18 protein-coding genes are annotated in these 20,902 nt (G+C 49.8%); 3 read left to right on the forward strand and 15 right to left on the reverse strand.

The features are described 5' to 3' along the window. The first annotated feature begins 14 nt into the window (after window positions 1-14). A complete protein-coding gene (locus ACQ5BJ_RS14610) occupies window positions 15-1,331 on the forward strand; it encodes a glutamate-1-semialdehyde 2,1-aminomutase (protein ID WP_430111137.1) in 1,317 nt (438 codons plus the stop codon). Between the two features lie 112 nt (window positions 1,332-1,443). Here ACQ5BJ_RS14610 and ACQ5BJ_RS14615 read toward each other — a convergent pair whose 3' ends face one another. The 9 genes from ACQ5BJ_RS14615 to ACQ5BJ_RS14655 all read right to left on the reverse strand — a co-directional run bounded on the left by ACQ5BJ_RS14615 (window position 1,444) and on the right by ACQ5BJ_RS14655 (window position 11,154). Continuing rightward, on the reverse strand, window positions 1,444-2,310 hold the full coding sequence (locus tag ACQ5BJ_RS14615; protein ID WP_289357010.1) for a J domain-containing protein: 867 nt from the start codon (window positions 2,308-2,310) through the stop codon (window positions 1,444-1,446). Window positions 2,311-2,328: 18 nt separating this feature from the next. Further along, the gene (locus tag ACQ5BJ_RS14620; RefSeq protein ID WP_005543234.1) at window positions 2,329-3,012 is read right to left on the reverse strand and encodes a helix-turn-helix transcriptional regulator; all 684 of its coding nucleotides are present in this window, start codon (window positions 3,010-3,012) and stop codon (window positions 2,329-2,331) included. Window positions 3,013-3,292: 280 nt separating this feature from the next. Beyond that, window positions 3,293-4,738, reverse strand: a complete 1,446-nt coding sequence (locus ACQ5BJ_RS14625; protein ID WP_005543235.1) for a PTS transporter subunit EIIC — start codon at window positions 4,736-4,738, stop codon at window positions 3,293-3,295. A 210-nt stretch (window positions 4,739-4,948) separates the two neighbouring features. Next, window positions 4,949-5,806 carry a glucose PTS transporter transcription antiterminator GlcT gene (glcT, locus tag ACQ5BJ_RS14630; protein WP_268621319.1) on the reverse strand — a complete coding sequence of 286 codons (858 nt, stop codon included), beginning with the start codon at window positions 5,804-5,806 and terminating at the stop codon, window positions 4,949-4,951. 249 nt (window positions 5,807-6,055) lie between these two features. Beyond that, the gene (ptsP, locus tag ACQ5BJ_RS14635) at window positions 6,056-7,789 is read right to left on the reverse strand and encodes a phosphoenolpyruvate--protein phosphotransferase (RefSeq protein ID WP_268621317.1); all 1,734 of its coding nucleotides are present in this window, start codon (window positions 7,787-7,789) and stop codon (window positions 6,056-6,058) included. 44 nt (window positions 7,790-7,833) lie between these two features. Further along, complete coding sequence (locus ACQ5BJ_RS14640; RefSeq protein ID WP_005543238.1) at window positions 7,834-8,094, reverse strand: HPr family phosphocarrier protein; 261 nt, start codon at window positions 8,092-8,094, stop codon at window positions 7,834-7,836. A 59-nt stretch (window positions 8,095-8,153) separates the two neighbouring features. Continuing rightward, the gene (locus tag ACQ5BJ_RS14645) at window positions 8,154-8,636 is read right to left on the reverse strand and encodes a PTS sugar transporter subunit IIA (RefSeq protein WP_262866371.1); all 483 of its coding nucleotides are present in this window, start codon (window positions 8,634-8,636) and stop codon (window positions 8,154-8,156) included. A gap of 531 nt (window positions 8,637-9,167) precedes the next feature. Then, entirely contained in the window at window positions 9,168-9,959 is a 792-nt protein-coding gene (locus tag ACQ5BJ_RS14650) for a DeoR/GlpR family DNA-binding transcription regulator (protein ID WP_163974282.1), read from the reverse strand. A gap of 136 nt (window positions 9,960-10,095) precedes the next feature. Beyond that, window positions 10,096-11,154 carry an SIS domain-containing protein gene (locus ACQ5BJ_RS14655; RefSeq protein WP_430111145.1) on the reverse strand — a complete coding sequence of 353 codons (1,059 nt, stop codon included), beginning with the start codon at window positions 11,152-11,154 and terminating at the stop codon, window positions 10,096-10,098. A gap of 90 nt (window positions 11,155-11,244) precedes the next feature. Here ACQ5BJ_RS14655 and ACQ5BJ_RS14660 point away from each other — a divergent pair, with 90 nt between their 5' ends. Both ACQ5BJ_RS14660 and pfkB read left to right on the forward strand, forming a co-directional pair. Further along, window positions 11,245-12,114: a class II fructose-bisphosphate aldolase gene (locus ACQ5BJ_RS14660; protein WP_005543242.1), complete on the forward strand. Its 870-nt coding sequence runs from the start codon at window positions 11,245-11,247 to the stop codon at window positions 12,112-12,114. Window positions 12,115-12,134: 20 nt separating this feature from the next. Further along, the gene (pfkB, locus tag ACQ5BJ_RS14665) at window positions 12,135-13,076 is read left to right on the forward strand and encodes a 1-phosphofructokinase (protein WP_005543243.1); all 942 of its coding nucleotides are present in this window, start codon (window positions 12,135-12,137) and stop codon (window positions 13,074-13,076) included. Between the two features lie 101 nt (window positions 13,077-13,177). On the opposite strand, the gene ACQ5BJ_RS14670 is transcribed toward pfkB, so the two are convergent. From ACQ5BJ_RS14670 to ptsG, 6 genes are all read right to left on the reverse strand, one after another. Then, window positions 13,178-14,320, reverse strand: a complete 1,143-nt coding sequence (locus ACQ5BJ_RS14670; protein WP_430111148.1) for a methyltransferase domain-containing protein — start codon at window positions 14,318-14,320, stop codon at window positions 13,178-13,180. Continuing rightward, window positions 14,317-15,264, reverse strand: coding sequence for an alpha/beta fold hydrolase (locus ACQ5BJ_RS14675; protein ID WP_430111151.1), 948 nt, complete (start codon window positions 15,262-15,264; stop codon window positions 14,317-14,319). Before ACQ5BJ_RS14675 ends, ACQ5BJ_RS14670 begins: the two co-directional genes overlap by 4 nt. A gap of 78 nt (window positions 15,265-15,342) precedes the next feature. Continuing rightward, entirely contained in the window at window positions 15,343-16,563 is a 1,221-nt protein-coding gene (locus ACQ5BJ_RS14680; RefSeq protein ID WP_005543246.1) for an aminotransferase class I/II-fold pyridoxal phosphate-dependent enzyme, read from the reverse strand. Then, entirely contained in the window at window positions 16,560-17,567 is a 1,008-nt protein-coding gene (gene bioB / locus ACQ5BJ_RS14685; RefSeq protein ID WP_005543247.1) for a biotin synthase BioB, read from the reverse strand. The genes ACQ5BJ_RS14680 and bioB overlap by 4 nt, the downstream gene beginning before the upstream one ends. An 83-nt stretch (window positions 17,568-17,650) precedes the next feature. Continuing rightward, complete coding sequence (bioD, locus tag ACQ5BJ_RS14690) at window positions 17,651-18,430, reverse strand: dethiobiotin synthase (RefSeq protein ID WP_005543248.1); 780 nt, start codon at window positions 18,428-18,430, stop codon at window positions 17,651-17,653. A 595-nt stretch (window positions 18,431-19,025) separates the two neighbouring features. Beyond that, window positions 19,026-20,660 (reverse strand): glucose-specific PTS transporter subunit IIBC, encoded by a 1,635-nt coding sequence (ptsG, locus tag ACQ5BJ_RS14695; protein WP_262866372.1) that lies wholly within the window; start codon window positions 20,658-20,660, stop codon window positions 19,026-19,028. Window positions 20,661-20,902 lie beyond the last annotated feature (242 nt).

Here is a 20,902-nt window from a genome sequence, read left to right on the forward strand (position 1 = left end):
GGGGATTCATCAACATGACAACGAATCGGAACCGTTCGGGACAATTGTACGAAGAAGCGCTCCAACATATCGTAGGCGGGGTCAACAGCCCTTCCCGTTCATTCAAGGCAGTCGGAGGCGGCGCTCCCGTCTTCATGGAACGCGCACAAGGCGCGTATTTCTGGGATGTTGACGGCAATCGATACATTGACTATCTAGCTGCCTATGGCCCTATCATTACAGGCCATGCCCATCCGCATGTAACGAAGGCTATCGTTCGGGCAGCACAGAACGGCACCCTGTACGGCACGCCAACCGAGCTTGAAATCAAGCTTGCTCGGATGCTGAAGGAAGCCGTTCCGTCCATGGATAAAGTCCGCTTCGTCAACTCGGGCACCGAGGCGGTTATGACAACAATCCGCGTAGCCCGCGCTTATACGAAGCGAACGAAGATTATTAAGTTCGCTGGATGCTACCACGGACATTCGGATCTCGTGCTCGTTGCAGCAGGCTCTGGTCCTTCTACACTTGGCATTCCAGACAGTGCGGGGATTCCAACCACGATTGCTAACGAAGTCATTACAGTTCCATTCAACGATCTTGGCAGCTTGAAGGAAGCATTGGAGCATTGGGGAGACGATGTGGCTGCCGTTATGGTCGAGCCTATCGTCGGCAACTTCGGCATGGTTATGCCTGCAGAGGGCTTCCTTGAAGGCTTGTGCAAGCTCGCTCGCGAATACGGGGCGCTTGTTATTTATGATGAGGTTATCAGTGCATTCCGCTTCCATTACGGCTCTGCCCAAACATACCGCGCCTTCCCTGACTTCGCGGCAATTGAGCCGGATTTGACGGCAATGGGCAAAATCATTGGCGGCGGCCTGCCGATCGGCGCCTATGGCGGACGCAAGCACATCATGGAGCAAGTAGCTCCGCTAGGCCCTGCATACCAAGCAGGTACAATGGCAGGCAACCCTGCATCGATCTCTGCCGGCATCGCATGTCTGGAGGTTCTACAAGCAGAGGGCGTATACGAGCAAATGGAGGAATTGGCGATCCGTCTGACGAACGGCATTCAAGAAGGTGCTGACCGTTATGGCGTACCGCTTACAATCAACCGTATTCGCGGCGCATTCTCAACGCACTTCTGCGATCATCCGGTCACGAATTATGCAGAAGCACAGGAAACGGACGGTGAAGCATTCGGCGTATTCTTCCGTCATATGCTTGACCAAGGCATCTGCCTTGCACCTTCGAAGTACGAAGCATGGTTCCTGACTACCGAGCATACCCCGGAAGACATCGAGCGTACGATTGAAGCCGCGCACGAAGCATTCCGCCGCATGAGAGGCTAGTTCGGCGAAGAGACGAATAAACAAAGAGCTATTTCTATCATCTAAAACAGATCCGTTATAGCACAGCGCCCCAACCAATGCAATAAGCACAGGTCGGGGCGCTTCTTCTTTATCATCGTGCAGTGTGACTTTCTCGACGAAGCCGACTTGCTTGATACATGTCGTATGCTTCCTTTACCCATGTGAACAAATACGCGCTCCCGCCGTGATCGGGATGCAGCACCCGCAGCAGCTTGCGGGACTGCTTCCTCACCTGCTTCGCATCCGCTTCTTCAGGGACACCAATTAGCGTATGAAAGGACAAATCCTTAGCGGCGGATGGTGCGTTCCCTGTTGAACGCGAGCTGTCTCCATAGGTTCGGTTGTATGTATTCCTCTCACGAGATGCCTCTTCCTCCCATGCAGCCAGTTCCCGCAGCCATGTTGAAAGCACGCGCTCCAGCTCATTTTCATCTGTAGGCAGCATGCCCTGCCAGAAGTCATACTCCATTTGCCTCATTCGCTGTTCAAGCTGCTCCATAACATCATTTCGAGTAATTAGCACAGCCTTCACACGCTCTGCTTTGCGGAAAAGCTGAAGAATTTGCCGGGTCGCCCATTCCGGTATCTCGGCAGCAAAGGCATGCAGCACCTTCGGCATTTCCTGATCCCGAACATGAAAGTCCTGAAGAAACTCCATTAGCCACTCCTGTTGGCTTACGTTCAGGCTGGAGCCGATTTGAACGGCAAGCTGAAGCTTGATGCCGCCATTCTTCAGCTTAACAGACCAAGACTCTGTCAACTGCTCTAATGCATTTACAATGGAAATCAGATAAGGATCCGTAACTTCTATAGCTTTATTACCTTCTGTATCTTTATTGCTTTCATTACTCTTGATCCCGACTGTTGTCTCAACTCCGGCATCCTTCTGTTCACCCTTCCGCTTCATCATCATGCTCCTTTCCCCAGCAAGCTTCAACCCTACACTAAATTGATTCATGCTTGGGTGCCTGTATCCTTACACATCCGGTTCAGGTCTCTCAAGCAGTCCTCCTGGAACTGGCTCAACGATACGGAACATGCATTTCGTACCGCCTTCCACGATGCATTCCGTCCGATCGACATCCGCATGAAGCACCGTGGCAAACATCGACTGCTCGCATCTGCAAGGAGAACCGAACTGAGCCGCAACTTGCGAAATCGGGCAATTGGCCTCTTCCAGCCAATAGCTTCCGTCCTCACATCTGCCCCATCTAACCATATAGCCTTCCTTATCCTGTAGTGCTGCCAATGCACAGATACGTTCCTCTAAGGTGGCTTGATTTAATAACGGAGCATACCGTTTCTCTTGCTTCTGCCTGCGATAATGGAAAAGCTGCTCCACCGTATCTTCACCGGACTGTTCCTGCAGTTGCTCAAGAATATCGATGATCAGCGCATCATATGCACTGACGAACAGCATGCTTGCTTTATCGGTCAAACTATACTCATAAGTAGGTCTTCCTAGCTGCTGACGAATCAAATGAGCGTGTACATACCCGCCCTTTTGCAGCGCATATAAATGCCTGCGAACGGCTATAGCCGATAGTTGAAGGTGCTTCGCGATAGCGGGCACCCCGACTGTTCCCTGTTGCTTTAAAAACAATAAAATATTACGACGGGCTGAATGATTAATCATATTGGCCTGCTGCGTAATCGTCATCTTACAGCCTCCCTAACTTGCAGGCGATGCGGGTCTATTCTTTTCCTTTGTCCCAATTCCACCATCTCCTTATCTTCGGTCTGGAACAGCGGTTTGATTTACGCTCGATTCACGTATAGTATAGAAAATATTTTTCCTTAGATCAACTTTGTTTCCTCAAACAGATATACACCCAGCTTTATTGCCTGCTTCATCGAAATACGAAAAAGCCAGCGGAACGAATCCGCTGGCTTTCTGCCTTGCCATCTGGCTTATTTGAATGTACCAACCAAGAGGGTACTTACAGCTTTTTAATTTCTTCCTTCAAGAGCTCAGACTGGGTACCGAATACAACTTGTACGTTGCCTTTGCCCAATCTCATAATGCCTGCTGCCCCCAACGCTTTCAAACCAGACTCGTTAACCAAGCTGTCATCTTTCAGCGTCAGACGAAGACGAGTAATACAAGCTTCGTTTGTAATGATGTTATCTTTTCCACCTATATTTTCCAATACCTTAACAGCCTTTTCTTTGATCGTGCTATTAGCTGCACTGGCTGTTGCCGCATTAGACTCCTCTGTCTCTACTTCGCGTCCAGGTGTCTTCAGGTTCAGCTTCACGATAAGGAAGCGGAATAAGAAGTAATAAACAACGAAGTATGCAATACCGATTGGAATGAGCAACAGTGGCTTAGTCGCAAGCGGGAAGTTCAGCGCATAGTCGATAAACCCTGCCGAGAAACCAAAGCCGTGCTTGATTCCCCACAATGCTGTAATTACGCCGGAGATACCGGACAACACAGCATGCACTACGAACAATACTGGAGCTGCAAACATGAACGCAAACTCAATCGGTTCTGTAACACCTGTTAAGAAAGAAGCAAATGCAACTCCCATAAAGATCGATGCTACAGCTTTGCGTTTTTCAGGACGTGCAGTGTGAATAATGGCAAGTGCTGCACCAGGCAAAGCAAACATCATAATCGGGAAGAAACCTGTCATAAACATACCAGCCGACTTGTCTCCTGCGAAGAAACGAGTAATATCACCCTTCACGACCTCGCCAGCGGCATCTGTAAATGTACCGAGTTGGAACCAAGCAATGTTGTTAAGGATATGATGCAAACCTGTTGGAATAAGCAAGCGATTAGCCAGCATAAAGCCGCCAGAACCGATTGCACCTAAACCAACAACCCAGTTACCAAATGAATCGATAGCTTGTTGTACCGGACCCCAAACAATCGCAAAAGCAAGACCGATAATAATAATCGAAACGGATGTTACCATCGGAACAAATCGTTTTCCGCCAAAGAACCCTAGCCAATCAGGCAGCTTGATATTATGATACCTGTTGTACATAAAGGCAGCCAAACATCCTGCTAATATACCGCCTAATACACCCATATCCAATTTCAAGTCATCTGGGATGAAACTGAAAATACCAGGAGTGATCTCCAATATTTTCATAAGAATGATATGAGCAAGCACAGCCGCTAATGCAGCAACTGCATCTCCCGCTAATCCTATTGCAATGGCTACTGCAAATATGAGCGGTAATTGTTTAAAGATGGTATCCCCACCTGCAAGTAAAAATGGAGCTACATAATGGTTCAAAAACTCGCCTGCAGCGCCCATGTGAAAATCTTTCACGTAGTCAATAGCGCCGAATCGAAGTAAAATTGCCGCCGCCGGAAGAGTTGCTACCGGAAGCATCAATGCACGACCAATTTTTTGCAAAAAGGCTAGCATGTGTCGTTCCTCCTTGTGGTGAATAAGTAAAGTATGGATAAAAGGTCAAAGATTTATGCTTCGACCTGTCATCTCCATCGCCCAAATGAAAGCGCATTAGAGAAAATAAAAAAAGCATGAGCTTGCGACGAGCCGACATCCCAAATTGCCTTGGATGTTGTCTCTCAGCAAGCTCATGCCTAGTCGAACTAGTAACACGCTTGTATGGCTTTATTCTGAATCTTTATGGAACAAGCGATATAAATGCATGGCGATGTATGCCGTTTCATCTTCGGGGACTTCAATCTCCAGCTTCTTCGACATTAAGTCTGCACATTTCTGTGCTACGCTGAATTCATAGGGCGCCATATCCTTCAAATTTTCTCGGAATGGGTTCTTCGTCGCCTCCCCTTGGCGAATGCGTTCCATCGCAAAGCGCAAATGCGTTATCAACCGTAAGTAATCAATACTGTCCTTCGGAATGGCCCTGCTCCGTTCACGTTCGATAAGAGCAACCAAATCCTTCAACAGATGATTGTATTGTACAAAGCTCCCGACAGGGACATGAGCAACGGCAGATTGGATATGGATTGTCAAAAATCCAATCTCATCTTCCGGTACTACAACATCGAACGTCTTCCCGATCAGCTCAGCGGCTTGGGAAGCAAGTTCGAATTCCTTCGGGTTCAATGTGCGAATTTCCCATAGAAACGGATTCTCAATCGCAATATCGTTGCGAAGACGATAAAGCGCATATTCAATATGGCTCGGCAATGCGAGATGAATATGCTCGTTTAAATCCGGCGTTAACTGCTCCGACACCATCGAAATAATCTTCTCCGATACGACAATGACTTCTGCATCAATTTGTTCGAGCAGCATTTGATATTGCGATAAATGCTGCTTATCTTCAATCGCAAAAGTCTTCTCGATTCGTGTATCACCCATCTCCAGCGAACCTCCGGGCTTTGCGCCGAAGCCGAGCCCCTTACCCATAAGAATGGTTTCTTTGTTCGCCAACACATCGTTTGCCAATACGACATTGTTGCTTAATGCCCGTACGATTTCAAAGCGACGTTGTTCTGACAAAGTAAGGCTCCTTTCCCCTGAGAGTGCACATCGAAGATCACGTTTTGAAAACGTTTTCGATTCTGCGTCAACTGTATCATTTATTCTAGGTGAATCTACAATCCTTGTCAACGAAATAAATCTAATTTTGTCGAATATGTACGAAAATTGCAGAATAATAATTCTTTGTCATTTTATAGACACATATGGAAAGGATGATGCAGCCAAGAGAGAATCTGATCCTCCCCCAATTGCATCATCCATTATATTTTAAATAGACATTTCTTGAACTGCAGATACGCGGTCAACGACCAGAACTTGAATCTCTTCAGCCGTCTCCAGCATCAGTGCTTCTTCCGCAAGCTTGCGCATTTCTTCACGGTTCAAGCGGCTGAGCAGCACACGTACCGGAAGCACAGAGCTTGCGCTCATGCTGAACTCATCCAGGCCAAGGCCTAGCAGAATTGGAACAGCCTTCAAGTTGCCGGCCATTTCGCCGCACATGCCGGCCCATTTGCCTTCCTTATGCGCAGCATCAATAACCATCTTGATCAAGCGCAGAACGGCTGGATTGAATGGCTGAGTCAAGTGAGATACTTGCTCGTTCATTCGGTCAGCAGCCATCGTGTACTGAACGAGATCGTTCGTGCCGATGGAGAAGAAGTCAACTTCTTTTGCCAGCTGATCTGCAATAATTGCCGCAGCCGGAACCTCGATCATCATGCCGACTTCCATCTCTTTATTGTAAGCAATGCCTTCTGCATCCAGCTCTGCTTGGGTTTCCGCCAAGATTGCGTTCGCTTCGCGGAGCTCGCTTATCGTCGAAATCATCGGATACATCAGCTTAATATTGCCTTTCGCACTCGCGCGAAGAATTGCACGAAGCTGTGTCTTGAATAGATCTTTACGATCCAGGCACAAGCGAATCGCACGGTAGCCGAGGAATGGGTTCATTTCCTTCGGAAGCGGCAAGTAAGGCAGCTCCTTGTCCCCGCCAATGTCCAATGTGCGGATAACGACAGGCTTTTCTGCACCAAGCGTTTCACATACGGCAACATAAGAGTTGTATTGCTCCTCTTCAGATGGGAAGTTGTCGCGACCCATGTAGAGGAATTCCGTCCGATACAAGCCAACACCCTCAGCACCGTTATTGCGCGCACCAAGCGCATCTTGCGGGTTGCCGATGTTCGACACGAGCTCAACCTCGTGACCATCCGCTGTGATTGAAGGTTTGTCCTTGTACAGCTTCATTTCTTCCTGACGCTTCTCGAACTTCATTTTCTTCTCTTGGTAAGTCGCAACCGTATCCGCATCTGGATTGATGAGGATAATGCCGCTAGAACCATCGAGAATGATCATGTCGCCGTTCTTAACGGTAGATGTAGCATCCTGCAAGCCCACTACTGCAGGAATCTCCATCGATCGAGCCATAATCGCAGAGTGGGAAGTACGTCCGCCAATGTTCGTCGCGAAGCCTGCTACCTTGCTGCGATCCAGCTGGGCTGTATCGGAAGGAGTCAAATCATGCGCGAACAGCACAACTGCCTCTTCGAAATCATTCAGAGAAGCAGATTTCTTGCCGGATAACAGACCCAATACACGCTTGCTTACATCGCGGAAATCCGCCGCACGCTCACGCATATATTCGCTGTCCATGCTGCTGAAGATGTCAACCAGCTGCTGAGTCACTTCCGATAGAGCAAACTCTGCATTGACTTTCTCACTGCGAATCTTTTCAATTGCCTGTCCAATAAATTCTTCATCCTGCAACACAAGGATATGTGTAGCAAAAATTTCAGCCTGATGCTCGCCTAATTTTTTTGCAGTATCTTCTTTAATCTGTTCCAGTTCGTTCATCGCCAACTGTACAGCTGTTTGCAAACGAGTTGCTTCTGCCTGCACATCGTCAATCTGCTTGCGCTCTACCTCGGACGTATCGTGTTCAAGGATGAAAGCTTGACCGATGGCGTAACCGGATGCAGCTGGGATACCTTGAAGTAGCATCGGTTCCTCCACTCCTTTTCCGCGTTAATGATTTACTGAATCTATTAGTCCAATACGGATTCGATTACTGCGCCTACCGCTTCAACTGCTTCAGCAGCCTTTTCGCCTTCCGCAGATACGGTTACGGTGTCGCCAGCTTTCATACCAAGCGTCAATACGCCCGTGATGCTTTTTGCGCTTACTTTGCGGCCGTTGAATTCGATTGTAATTTGCTCGCCTGCGAATTCGGCAGCTTTCTTCATGATTGCGCCCGCTGGACGAGCATGGATACCTTGTGGGTTTTTAATTGTAAATTGTTTTTCCATTGTTATGCCCTCTCTTCTCATGTGTAGTAGAATGCGTTTTTCTTCTTTAAAAAAACAATCTATTTCAATACAATTTCCAACAGCTCATCGGAGTCTGCTTTTACATTGCCTGTGTTCGCTTTCAACTCAGCGACAATGTCGCCGTTCGCGACAATAATCGGAGTAATAACTGGAAGACCTGCTTCTTTAATTTGTGCAATATCGAACTCGATAAGCGTTTGGCCTTTTTTCACTTTGTCACCGGACTTCACATGCGGCTTAAATGGCTTACCTTGCAAGGATACTGTGTTCACGCCGATGTGAACAAGCAATTCCAAGCCGGACTCATGCGCAAGAACCAAGGAATGGTGAGAGTCGATCAAATGCACAACATGACCGTCGAATGGAGAGACGAATACGCCCTCTGTTGGCTCAATAGCAATACCGTCACCAATAATTTTTTGTGAAAATGCTGGATCCGGTACTTGCTCCAATGGTACTGCTTGACCTGTAATCGGTGCTGTAATGGAAATTTTCTTTTTCTTTTTACCAAAACCAAACATATTGAGTTCCTCCTTGTAATTAACCATGTGAACTTTCGTCCGTCATTGTATTTGTCGTTATGACGTTTGAAAAAAATGCCAATTTCTCTTGTGAGAAAATAAAAAGGCATGCGCTAAAGCATGCAGTTCACCCCCGTGAACGGCCGCTTAGCTCATGCCTAGTCGTACTAGTAACACGCTAACTTCCTGTGTAAAATTCACACCCATTGTATCATGGTGGCTGCGCGGGATGCAAGCGAGCGGGCTATTGGTGAAATCTAGTCGATTCGCACCTTCCTCAAATGGCTGCTGAGTTATGCGGTATCCATAAGATGTGCGTTCTGGATACAATTCATACCGTCCGCACCTCATTATGACTACATTACATATATACCCACTATATCCACAAATGCCGCAAATGCACCACATGATTTATGGTCGATTATGATCTTATTTTATTCATACGCAGCTCTCGCCATAACGTTTCAAACTGCATATGCACAACTTTTCCCTACTATGTACAATCCGAGATTCATTACGGGACATCATTGCTTATTCGCTTTGTTCTGCGTAGTAGCAAGAAACGCCTACTTTCAGCAATTTGCTGGTCATATCGTCCGGCAGCGGACTGTCAGTGATGCATCCTGTCAATCCTTCAACAGAAGTAACCGTAAATAAGGAGGCCTTGCCTACCTTCGTATGGTCAAATACGGCAAAGGTTTGCTGTGCTTGGCGCATCAGCATGCGGGCCGTTTGCGCTTCCAGCTCCGAGTACGTTGTAATGCCCTTGGTTATGGAGAAGCCATCGATGCCCATAAATAATTTTTCAATATTCAAATGCTCAATTGTTCGTTCCGCTAAGGGCCCGCACAGCTCGAAACTGTTGCTGCGCATAACGCCGCCAATCACGACAACCTGTATTCCTTCACAGTCTGACAGCTCCATCGCAATATTTACAGCGTTCGTCACGACGGTAATGCCTTGTCGCTGCTTCAATAACCGGGCAAGCAGGAATGTAGTTGTTCCCCCGGTCAAGCAAATACTGTCGCCTTCTTCAATGAAGTCCAAGGCTCGTCTAGCGATTGCTTCCTTCTCCAGCCACAGCAATTGTCTCTTCTCATCGAAGGAAACCTCTCTCACTGTGCCCGGCCCCTCAAGCAATGCTCCGCCAATCGTACGAATCAGCTCCCCCTTGCGCTCCATTAAATCCAAATCCCGTCGCGCTGTAGCTTCTGAACATTCGAACCGCTCAATAATCTCTGCTATCGTAATGCGTCCATTCTGCTTCATCACTTGCAAAATTTGCTGGCGCCGCAATTCACCCTTGGATAACGATTCACTCATGCGTTACACTCCATCCGTTCCATATTCATACCTGTGTCGGGGTTTGCTTCTTATGATGAAACGCGATCCTAACGAAAGGCGCCAGCTGCTTATAGTCCTTGGCTCTCAAATTCCAGACCAGAACAACTCGCCTACATTAAATAGATACAAACTGCGTCAGGTTCCGCGGATCGTCCGGATTCAAGCCCCGCTTGATCGCTGTATAATATCCGTTATATTGAACAAAAGGCAGGTACAACACCGCACGCGCTTCATCGCACGCATCCACATGGCCAAGCTCAATGACCTTATCTGCGAATGCCGTGTCGGCTCCCGCTTTTGCCGTTACAATCACAATCGTCGCTCCGTACTGCTTCATCTCTTCCGCTACCTTGAGCTCATAAGCACGAGCACATTCCGACAAGAGCAATACGACCTGCGCTCCCGGCTCCACAATCGACTTCGGGCCGTGTCGGAATTCCAGAGTTCCATATGCCTCTGTCCACATATAGGTCATTTCCTTCAGCTTCAAACAAGCTTCAAGAGCCAATCCATACAGCGCCCCCATGCCCAAATATATCGTTTTCTCAAATTGATGATTGTTCACCCACGCAGATGTCGTTTCATCCGCCATTGTAACGAACGCACTGCTGGATTGCAACACTGCCTGCAGCTCGGCCAATTCCTTCTCGCGCCCCGCACCAAGTGCAATAGCCGCCTGCATCATAAATGTCATGCTGCTGAGCGATTTCGTCATAACCGTACTCTTCTCTGCACCTAGTGGAGATACGAGGCATGGCGTCATTTGCGCCATCTTGCTGTTCGGATGACATGTAATGCCGCATGTTGTCCAATGCGTCAAGTCCTTGACTGAATCCAGCGCCAGAATGACCTCATGGGATTCACCAGAACGAGACACCCCGACGAGCAAAGTTTTCTTCGATGGCGTTACGGTCTGCTCACGGAACAAGAACAGATCAGAGGATGGATGCGCAGCCGCACTTCTCCCTGTCCACTTGCGGTATGTAGCCGCCATTGTCAATGCCTGGTACCAGGAAGAGCCGGAACCAATGAATATAACCTCTTCAAATTGATCGTTTCCTATATATTGATCTACCCAATCCTTCTGATTGTGCAGCTGATCCCAAGCCGCCTGGAGCGCCGCCGCTTGCTCGCTGATTTCCCGGTACGTATGTGTATCAAGTTGGTTTGACATCTCACAATTTCCTCCCTTATAATCAACTTAATGAAATTATAAATCATAATTATGATCGTTTCAATCATTTATATGCAGGAGGTTACGGAAATGGGACATCTTATCAGCTCTACATCCATGCTTCAAGCTGCACGTGAACAAGACTTCGGAATTACTGCATTTAATGTACATACACTAGAAATGCTGCAAGCGGTCGTAGAAGCAGCCGAGGACACGAATACACCGCTCATCTTGCAAACGACGGTAGGAACGGTTAAGCATTTAGGACCGGAATATATCGTTGCCGCTGCTCAGACAGCAGCGAAGCAAGCCTCTGTCCCGATCGCACTGCATTTGGATCACTGTACGGATTATGAGCTTCTCGTTCAATGCATCCGCGCAGGCTATACGTCTGTCATGATCGATGCTTCGATGTATCCTTATGAAGAGAATGTTCGCCGCACGCAGGAGGTTGTGAAAGTAGCGCTCGCTGCAGGCGTCAATATTGAGGCGGAACTGGGCAAAGTTGGCGGCGTGGAGGACGACATCGTCGTCGAGGAAGAAGATGCGCGTTTGGCTGTTCCAGAGGAGTGTGCTGCATTCGTAGAAGTTACAGGTGTTCCTACATTGGCCCCTGCCATTGGAACTGCACACGGTATATACAAAGGCGAGCCGAAAATTGCCTTCGATCGGTTGGAACAAATATATAAGCAAGTCGGCGTACCGCTCGTTCTGCATGGCGGCTCCGGCATCCCTGAGGAGCAGGTGAAGCGCTGCGTGAAGCAGGGCATGGCGAAGATGAATGTTGCAACTGAGCTGCGCATCGCCTTCTCGAATGCAATCAAAGATGTATTCACAGCGAATCCAAATGAGAATGACCCACGTAAATATATGGTGCCAGCGAAACACGCCGTAAAGGAATTGGCGATTCGCAAAATGGAAATGGCAGGATGCATCGGCAAGGCAAACGCCGTTCGCTAATGGCAATTGGAGGAACAAAAATGATTACAACGGTTACCCTAAATGCAGCGATTGATAAGACCTATTACATTCCCGGCTTCAACAGCAATGCGCTGTATCGGGTCGACCAGACTCTCGCAACAGCGGGAGGCAAAGGCATCAATGTCGCTCGTGTTATCCATGCCCTAGGAGAAATGGTAACGGCTACAGGCTTCGTAGCTGGCTACAATGGGATGGCAATCACGGATATGCTTCGAGAGGAAGGCATTGGAACAGACTTCATCTCCGTTCCCGGAGAGTCGCGTCTCTGCCTGAACATCATCGATCCAACGGGAGGCACACAGACGGAACTGCTAGAGGCTGGCCCATCGATCACCCCGGAATCAATAGACGCGATGAAGGCCAAGATTGAGGAGCTTGCGGCAAAATCTTCACATGTTGTCTTCTCGGGGAGTCTGCCGAAGGGCTGTGGCACGAACCTATACGCAGAACTCATCGACATCGCTCGCGGTCAGGGTGCAATTCCTGTTCTCGATACAAGCGGCGATGCGTTAATCGCAGGGATTCAAAGTCGGCCTTACTTGATTAAGCCGAACGAACATGAAGTTACGAAGCTAACAGGCGGACTAGCTGACAGTGAGGATGAGATTGTGCGTGCTGTACAGCAGCTCATGCAAAACGGAGTCGACAATGTCATTGTTTCCCTAGGGGAACGAGGTGCGCTCGCTGGCTGCGAAGAACAGTTATATGGCGTGTCCATTCCTCGTGTGGAAGCCGTGAATGCAGTCGGCAGCGGCGATTCCATGGTGGCTGGTCTCGTTGTGGCGGATCGTCGCGGTTTATCTCCTGAAGAAAAGTTAAAGCTTGGCGCAGCTTGCGGCACAGCCAATGCGCTTATGCCCTCAGCGGGTATGGTAAGGATGGCTGACGTAGAGTCGCTGCTTCGCGAGATACAGGTTACACCATTATCTTCATTCCTTTAACGCTTGTATCATTAAGTAAAAAAGTCGTGCGCTCCGTTTTAACGGCCAAAGCTGCACGACTTTTTTATTTGCGGAATCAGCAAAAGTTATCTTAATCTCCCCTACAGGATTGGCGCAAGCACTTTGCCTTTTTGAACAAGGCAATAAGCGACCTCATAGGTAAGCGGAATAAGGCCATTCTCCTGTTGAAAGGTATCGGTATATGCTCGCTTCATGGCTTGCATCAATGTTCGATGGCTCGTTCCTTTTTTTCTGTCCCCACTCTCCGCTCCATTCCCTTGCTCGCTATGAACCGCATTTCCAGCACCAACCCGTCTCACCTGCGCAAGCGCTGCATGCACGTCTGGAAACGTGCAGCAATAGCTTTTGCTCTCCCATTTGATTGTTTGATCCTTGTTGCACTCTTTGCTATTCATAAGCCATGACACCCAATCATCCTGATTCGGATAACACTGGCCTCGCGGAACAAATGGGATCCCTAGCGCAGCTTCAGCTTGACGGAAGGACTTATGCAGTTCCTTCACCGTCCCCGGCAAAAAGGTCGAAAACGCCAGCATTCCGTCAGGCGTAAGCAATCGAAGCATGTGCTGGACGGTAATAGCTGGATGATTGAACCACTGAAAGGCGGCACTCGATGCAATCAAATCGAAGGTTGGCTTCTTCATCTGTGATTGCATCTCATCGAGCCATGCCTCGACATCTGCCGCTATGGGATACACCCTGTCAAGTGATACTCCCGCTCGTTCCAGCTTCGTACAGGCATGCTCCAGCATCCGCGGCGAGAGGTCAATCAATGTAAGTTCTACGTTGGGGAATACCTGCACTAATTGCTCTGACAGCATCCCTGTCCCGCATCCTACATCAAGGATGCGCATGGTGCGAGGTATTTCGCCGCCGCTCTGTATCGATTCAGCCGCATGGCTGCCTTGGGGATAAGGATGAAGGGATGGATAAGTAGAATTTGGAGCGTACTTTGGAACGGACTTTGAAGCGGATTTAGGGACATATTTTGAAGCAGACTTATGGGCAGACAGCACAGCTCCTTGACATGCCCCCCGCAAAGGTGCGAGCTCCACGGTGCGGCGAATCTGCTCTACAAGCTCATCCGCCATCATACGCTGCACTTCGGCATAGCTGTCATACTCCTTGGCATGTTTGTCAAATCGCCGTTGTACGAGCTTTTTGTCTACGTTTGCTCCCTGAAATCGCTCGGTATGTTCAACCTGTTGTTGCTTCCCGTTCATTCCTGCCCTCCTTCCCCATTGATGTGGTGGTAATGGGGGATATCTGTAGACGGTGCGCTGCACCACGCACGCACCGATTGTATCCATTGCGCCGTCTGCGTAGCGAACGGCGCGTGTCCGGCAAGCGGCAGCACCACGCAACGCGCAGCGTTCCGGCTGCCGCTTGCCGCTTGCGCCCGCTGCTGTGCAGCAAGCGGGCATACGCTGTCGTCTGCGCCATGCAGCCAGAGAAGGCGCGGACCATCCGGCGCGTCGGTGAGACGCGCCCAAGCCCGCTCCAGGTCGGCCTGCTGCAAGTAGGTCAAACCCGCATCAAGCCCCGCGGGCGTGAAGTCCTTGCCGATAGCTGCCGTGTGCTGCACCAGCCAGCAACAGCTATCGGCGCTCGCGCGCTCCGCCGCAGATGGGATACACTCCGCGAATGCGCGGAGTGTATCCGCTGGCGCAGCTTGCGCCAATCGGCGGCGCATGCGCCGCACGACACGGTCTGGCCAGCCAGCCCGACCGGTGTCGTCAATGAAGCGCAGCGTCGTTCCCGTCAGAATGACGCTGCGTACAGCCGGCGGGCAGGAATCAGCAGCAATGTGCCTGCTGATTCCTGCCCCTTGTTCCTTCCGCATCCGCTCCTGCCCAGCATCCGCTTCCGCTTGCCAAACTGCCAGCGCCTCCAGCAGCAGCATCCCGCCCATTGACCAGCCGACTGCATGCCACTCTCCGTCGGGTTCTTCCAAAAGAGGGCGGTAAACCGCATCAAGCAGCGACGAAATCGAGCTGGAACCCGCATATGATACATAGCGATGTTCAAATTCCGGAAGCAGCTTAGCGAGCCTCGACCATACAGAAGATGACATCCCCCAGCCATGCACCCACAAAAGCTTAGGTCTTGGCGACGGTGCAAGCTGTGCCTCTCTCCTCTCATTCGCCGGCTCTTGTCTGTCCATCATGCCCAACCCTCTCTATCTTGCTTCGTAAAATATAACGAATTCAATTTTTCCCCAATAGTCCAACGCAAGCTAACCATCCTACAGCTCATCCGCAATACGCACGACTGCTTCTGCCGCTGTTGCCAAGTCCTCATCCGTATGCAGCGGAGACGGTGCAAATCGTATGCGCGCCGTGCCTTCTGGCACAGTAGGCGGTCGAATGGCCAAGCCCGCAACGCCCGCTTCAGCCAAGCCTTCACTTACCGCTACCGCCCTTCGATCAGAGCCCAGCATCACCGGCACAATATGACTGTCACCTTCCCCTGTATCCAGACCTCCTGCCTGCAATCGCGCACGGAAAAGCGATGCCTTGCGCATTAACGCCGAGCGCGCCTCTTCTGCGGCCCGCACCTCTTGCAGCCGCGCACGTACTAGCGCTGCAACAAGAGGCGGCAAACCCGTATTATAAATAAAGGTTCTCGCCTGATTCACCAAATAACGAATGACAATATCTTCAGCGGCAGCATAGGCACCGACCGCACCGAAGGCCTTGCCAAACGTTCCCATCATAATATCTACACGCTCATGGATACCAAGTGCATGACAGAGCCCTCTTCCTTCAATCCCATATACGCCGCCGCTATGCGCCTCATCCACCATAAGCATGGCACCATAGCGTTCCTTCAACGTTGCCAGCTCTGCCAGCGGAGCAAGCGTTCCATCCATGCTGAATACAGCATCCGTCACAATAAGCTTGCGCGCCGCCCTGCCTGCCCCTAGCGCGCCAACTGTCCATTTCTTCAGCTGATCCTCCAGCCGATTCAAATCACGATGGGGATATCGAATATGTTCTGCACGACTGAGCACAATCCCATCTACAATGCTGGCATGGTTAAGCCGATCACTGAACACCGCGTCATGGCGACCGACGAGCGCAGGGATAATTCCTGCATTCGCCATATAGCCGCTCGATAATACGAGACAGGCCTCCGTTCCCTTGAACTCCGACATTTCACGCTCGAGTGCTGCATGATGGGGATCATGGCCTGTAATGAGGCGCGAGGCTCCGGAACCGATCCGCAAACCGGGCTCCCCTAGCAACCTTGCTTCCTCGTTCAACGAGTTCCACAGAGCATCGGATATCCATGGGTACAGTCCTAAGTAATAGTTGGAGGCTAGATTAAGCATCCTCTTCCCTTCACGCATCATCCAGCCGTCTTCCAGCCATACGGTCTGTGATAACCAACGAAGTCGTCCTGCCTGTTCCCGTTCCGATAATTGATCCCGCATCCATGACCAGCGATCAGAGCTGACGGTCATAGGGCGCATCGTTCAATTTCGAAGCCCAGATCCTCGATCATCCGATGATCATCCGTTGCTTCTTGTCCTTCTGTCGTCAAGTAATCCCCAACGAAGATGGAGTTGGCTGCATATAGAGCCAGTGGCTGCAAAGAACCAAGGTTTACTTCACGACCGCCGGAAGCACGAATCTCCTTCGAAGGACAGACAAAGCGGAACATGGCGAGCGCCTTCAAGCAACGGCGCGGATCCAAATCATGCAAATGAGCTAGTGGCGTACCTGGAATAGCATTCAAAAAATTAACTGGTATCGAATCCGCATCCAGCTCACGCAAGGAGAAAGCGACATCAACCAACTGCTCGTCTGTCTCCCCCATTCCCATAATGACCCCGGAGCATGGCGACATGCCTGCCGCCTTGGCTGTACTCACCGTATGTACCCGATCCTCATACGTATGTGTGGATGTGATATGAGAATAATGATCAGAGCTTGTATTCAAATTGTGATTGTAGCGATCAACACCGGCCTGCTTCAGCCGAGCTGCTTGTTCGGGTGAGAGGATCCCTAGGCACGCGCATATTTTCATCGGCATCGTCGATTTAATTTCCTCGACAGCCGCTACGACCTGATCCAATTCCCGCTTCGTCGGCCCACGCCCACTGGCTACGATGCAGTAGGTTCCCACCTTCATCTCCATCGCTTTGCGCGCACCATCTATGAGCGTATCCTTTTCCAGCATGGTGTACTTCTCGATAGGCGCATCGGATCGAATCGACTGCGAGCAATACCCGCAATCCTCCGGGCAATGTCCGCTTTTTGCGTTAATAATCAGGTTCAATTTCACTTTGTTGCCAAAAAAGTGGCGCCGCACCTGATACGCCGCATCCATAATGGCTAGCAGCTCATTATCATCCGCACGGAGCACAGCGAGCGCCTCCTCACGCGTCAATGCCTTTCCTTCGATAGCTTGATCTGCCAGCCCGCGCCAATTTATGTCCTTCACCTTCACCAACTGCTCCTTCATAACCATCTCTCCCTTACTGATCATTATCCCGATATGGATTTATCCTTACATTCGTCGCTTCATTCCCGTAAAAATCCCATTGTTTATGCCCGTTCCTGAAGCCAAGCTGTCATCTTCTTCATGTGGACAAAGGATGCAAGCCAACGCTGCCTCCACGCCGTCCAGGCTGCCGTTTCCATGGCACGTGCATGGCTAGGCTGTACCAGCCAAGGAACAATCCCGCACACAGGCACTTCAGCCATTGCCTCAATCATTCTTGCATTTTCCGCAAGCTCACGGTCATCCGCCAATGTCGGTGGGCCGCTGAATACGACTGCCAGATCTGTAATTCCTCTTTCCCGTGCATACTGCACCGCTGTTACCGTATGACTTACTGTGCCTAAGCCCGATGAAGCCACGAGCAGCACGGGGAGACCTAGTTCACGAGCGGCATCAGCCATCGTATGCGCCGCATTGAACGGTACAGCAATCCCGCCAGCCCCTTCGACTAGCAAAAAGGAATCATCCTTCTGCCGTCTGCGCCCTTCCTCCAGCAAACAGCCGAAGGAAAATTCAATTCCTGCCCGCTCAAACGCCATCCATGGTGCCAGCGGGTCTTGCAATGTCCAAGTCGCTACCTCTTCTTCTGGAATATGTAACAGTCCACTCCCCAATCGCAGGCGATAGCTGTCTGCTTCCGGATCCCCTAAGGTCACGCCGCTCTGTACGGGCTTCCAGATCCGAATTCGGCGCCGGCAGATTTCATGATAGTACGCTCCGATTCCTGCGGTCACGATGGTCTTCCCTATTCCAGTTCCTGTGGAAGATACAAATAATCCTCTTGCGGTATGTTGTTTCCCGTCTGTATGCGAATGCGAGCTCATAGGTAGAACCTCTCTTGTGTAAACCATATTATAAATTATTAAGTTAACATTTCAAAAATACATTTTACATGATCATTTGTTGAAGGACAATCATTTGTTAACTATTGAATAAATTAACATAGTTAACGTTATCGTTATATTTCGATCCCCCCATTCACCCCATTCCTCTATGGATTAACCTTGTTTCACTATCCCGCTTGCTCAGTTGCCCAGTTTGGTCTTTTGATGATTTCCTCCCCTGAGTGAAGGGGATAGCGCCGGCCGCAAAGGATTTACATACTGAAACGATGAGAAAGGCTGTTCAACTCATGCGCAACATAAATACCCCCACAACCATGTTGTGAGGGTATAAACACTGCGAACAGCACAGGAACATGCCTGCGATCCGATTGCAGTGGATAAATATAGCCGCAATCTTTGAGAGGATGCAACCGTTAGTCTTCCAATATCCTTTTCCGTGCTGATTTCTTCCGTATCCTTTTCTGTAGACACTACCGTCTTTATCCGTATCCTTCTCCGTTGATTCTACTGTTTTCCTTCTGTATCCTTCTCCGTTGATTCTACCGTCTTTCTTCTGTATCCCTCTTCGTAAATACTAACCTCTTTTTTCTGTATCCTTTTCCGAGGTTGGCTCACCCTCTTTATCCTCGCGTCCGATTTCCATATCACGTCGATTTGCTGCACCGACATCGTCAGGCTTAAGCTCCATCGATTCCTGCGTAATGAGCTCATTAATCTGATGCTTAATGGTTTCAGAGCGCGTGCCGAATATCGCCTGTACGCTGTTGCCGACCTCAAGAACCCCTGAAGCTCCAAGCTCCTTCAGTCGATCCTTGTTCACATCGCCGGAATCCTTCACCTGTACACGAAGCCGCGTAATGCATGCATCGAGGGAAGCGATGTTCTCCTTGCCGCCAAGCGCATTCAGAATGCCTCGCGGCAGTTCATTGGAGGCGGTGGCTCCCGGTGCAGCGGCTGCTGCTGGAGCAGTAGCTTCACGTCCGGGTGTTCGCAAATTGAACTTGCGAATCGCAAAGCGGAAACCAAAGTAATAGATTACGGCAAGTACAAGCCCGACCGGAATAACGAGCCAGTAAGGCGTCCGATTTTGCAAGACGCCAAACAGCAGGTAGTCAATGACTCCGCCCGAGAACGTCATACCAATTTTCACGCCAAGCAAGTGCATCGTCAGGAACGAAATGCCCGCAAACAACACATGTACTGCAAATAAGAGAGGAGCTACGAATAGGAAGGCGAACTCGAGCGGCTCTGTAATTCCTGTCAAAAAGGAGGTTAGCGCTGCCGAGCCCATCAAACCTGCTACTATGGCTTTGTTCTCCTTGCGCGCCTCATGATAAATCGCCAATGCAGCGGCCGGAAGTCCAAACATCATGAACGGGAATTTACCTGCCATGAAGGTACCAGCTGTTAAGGGCACTCCATCTTTCAACTGGGCGAAAAATATTTTCTGGTCGCCGCGAATGAGCTGTCCCGCCTTGTCCATGTATTCCCCGAACTCGAACCAAAATGGGGCATAGAAAATATGATGCAGCCCAAACGGGATCAGTGCCCGCTCACAAATACCAAATATGAACGCGGCCAGCGCCCGGTTCGAATCAAGAAGCGAATGCGAGAAGGTATTCAAGCCGTGCTGGACAGGCGGCCAGATGAATACCATGATAATGCCGATAATGAGCGAGGTAACAGCCGTTATAATCGGAACGAAGCGCTTGCCCGCAAAGAAGCCTAAATAAGAAGGCAGCTCGATCTTGAAAAATCGCTGGTACAGTACGGCGGCGACGATCCCGATTATGATCCCGCCGAACACGCCCGTTTGCAGAGTCGGAATACCTTGAATCGTAGCATAGGCCGAATTGCCAGCCACAACGTCAGGTGTAACGTTCATCATGACCTTCATCGTTACGTTCATAACAAAGTAACCAACGATAGCCGCCAACCCCGCTACCCCGTCTCCGCCGGCAAGACCGATGGCAACGCCAACCGCGAACAAGAGAGACAAGTTATCGAATACGATGCCTCCCGCTTGCTCCATGACGTTCGTGATGACACTGACTACACTATTTCCAAGCCAAGGCAGTCTCGCAATCATATCCGGATTGCGCAGCGCATTGCCGATGCCAAGCAGAATACCTGCCGCTGGCAGGATGGCAACAGGCAGCATAAGCGCCTTGCCGACCTTCTGCAACACGCCGAACGCTGATTTGAACATAGATTTCATCCCCTCATCTAATCAAGGTATGTAAGTACACTAAGTACGCCTTACCTTTCCCTAGTGCAGGAAAAAGTATGCAATCCGATGTCAAGTGCCATGGAAACGCTTAATAATTTCTTCAAAACAAACACCTCTTCCATATGTATAATTTATACAAATCTCATAGTAATGAGAGTATAACTAAGCTATCATTACTAGTTAATATTAGAATATGATCAATAGCACTTAAAATAATTTAA

This window comes from Paenibacillus sp. B1-35, assembly GCF_050474385.1.
Classification (GTDB): Bacteria; Bacillota; Bacilli; order Paenibacillales; family Paenibacillaceae; genus Paenibacillus_B; species Paenibacillus_B alvei.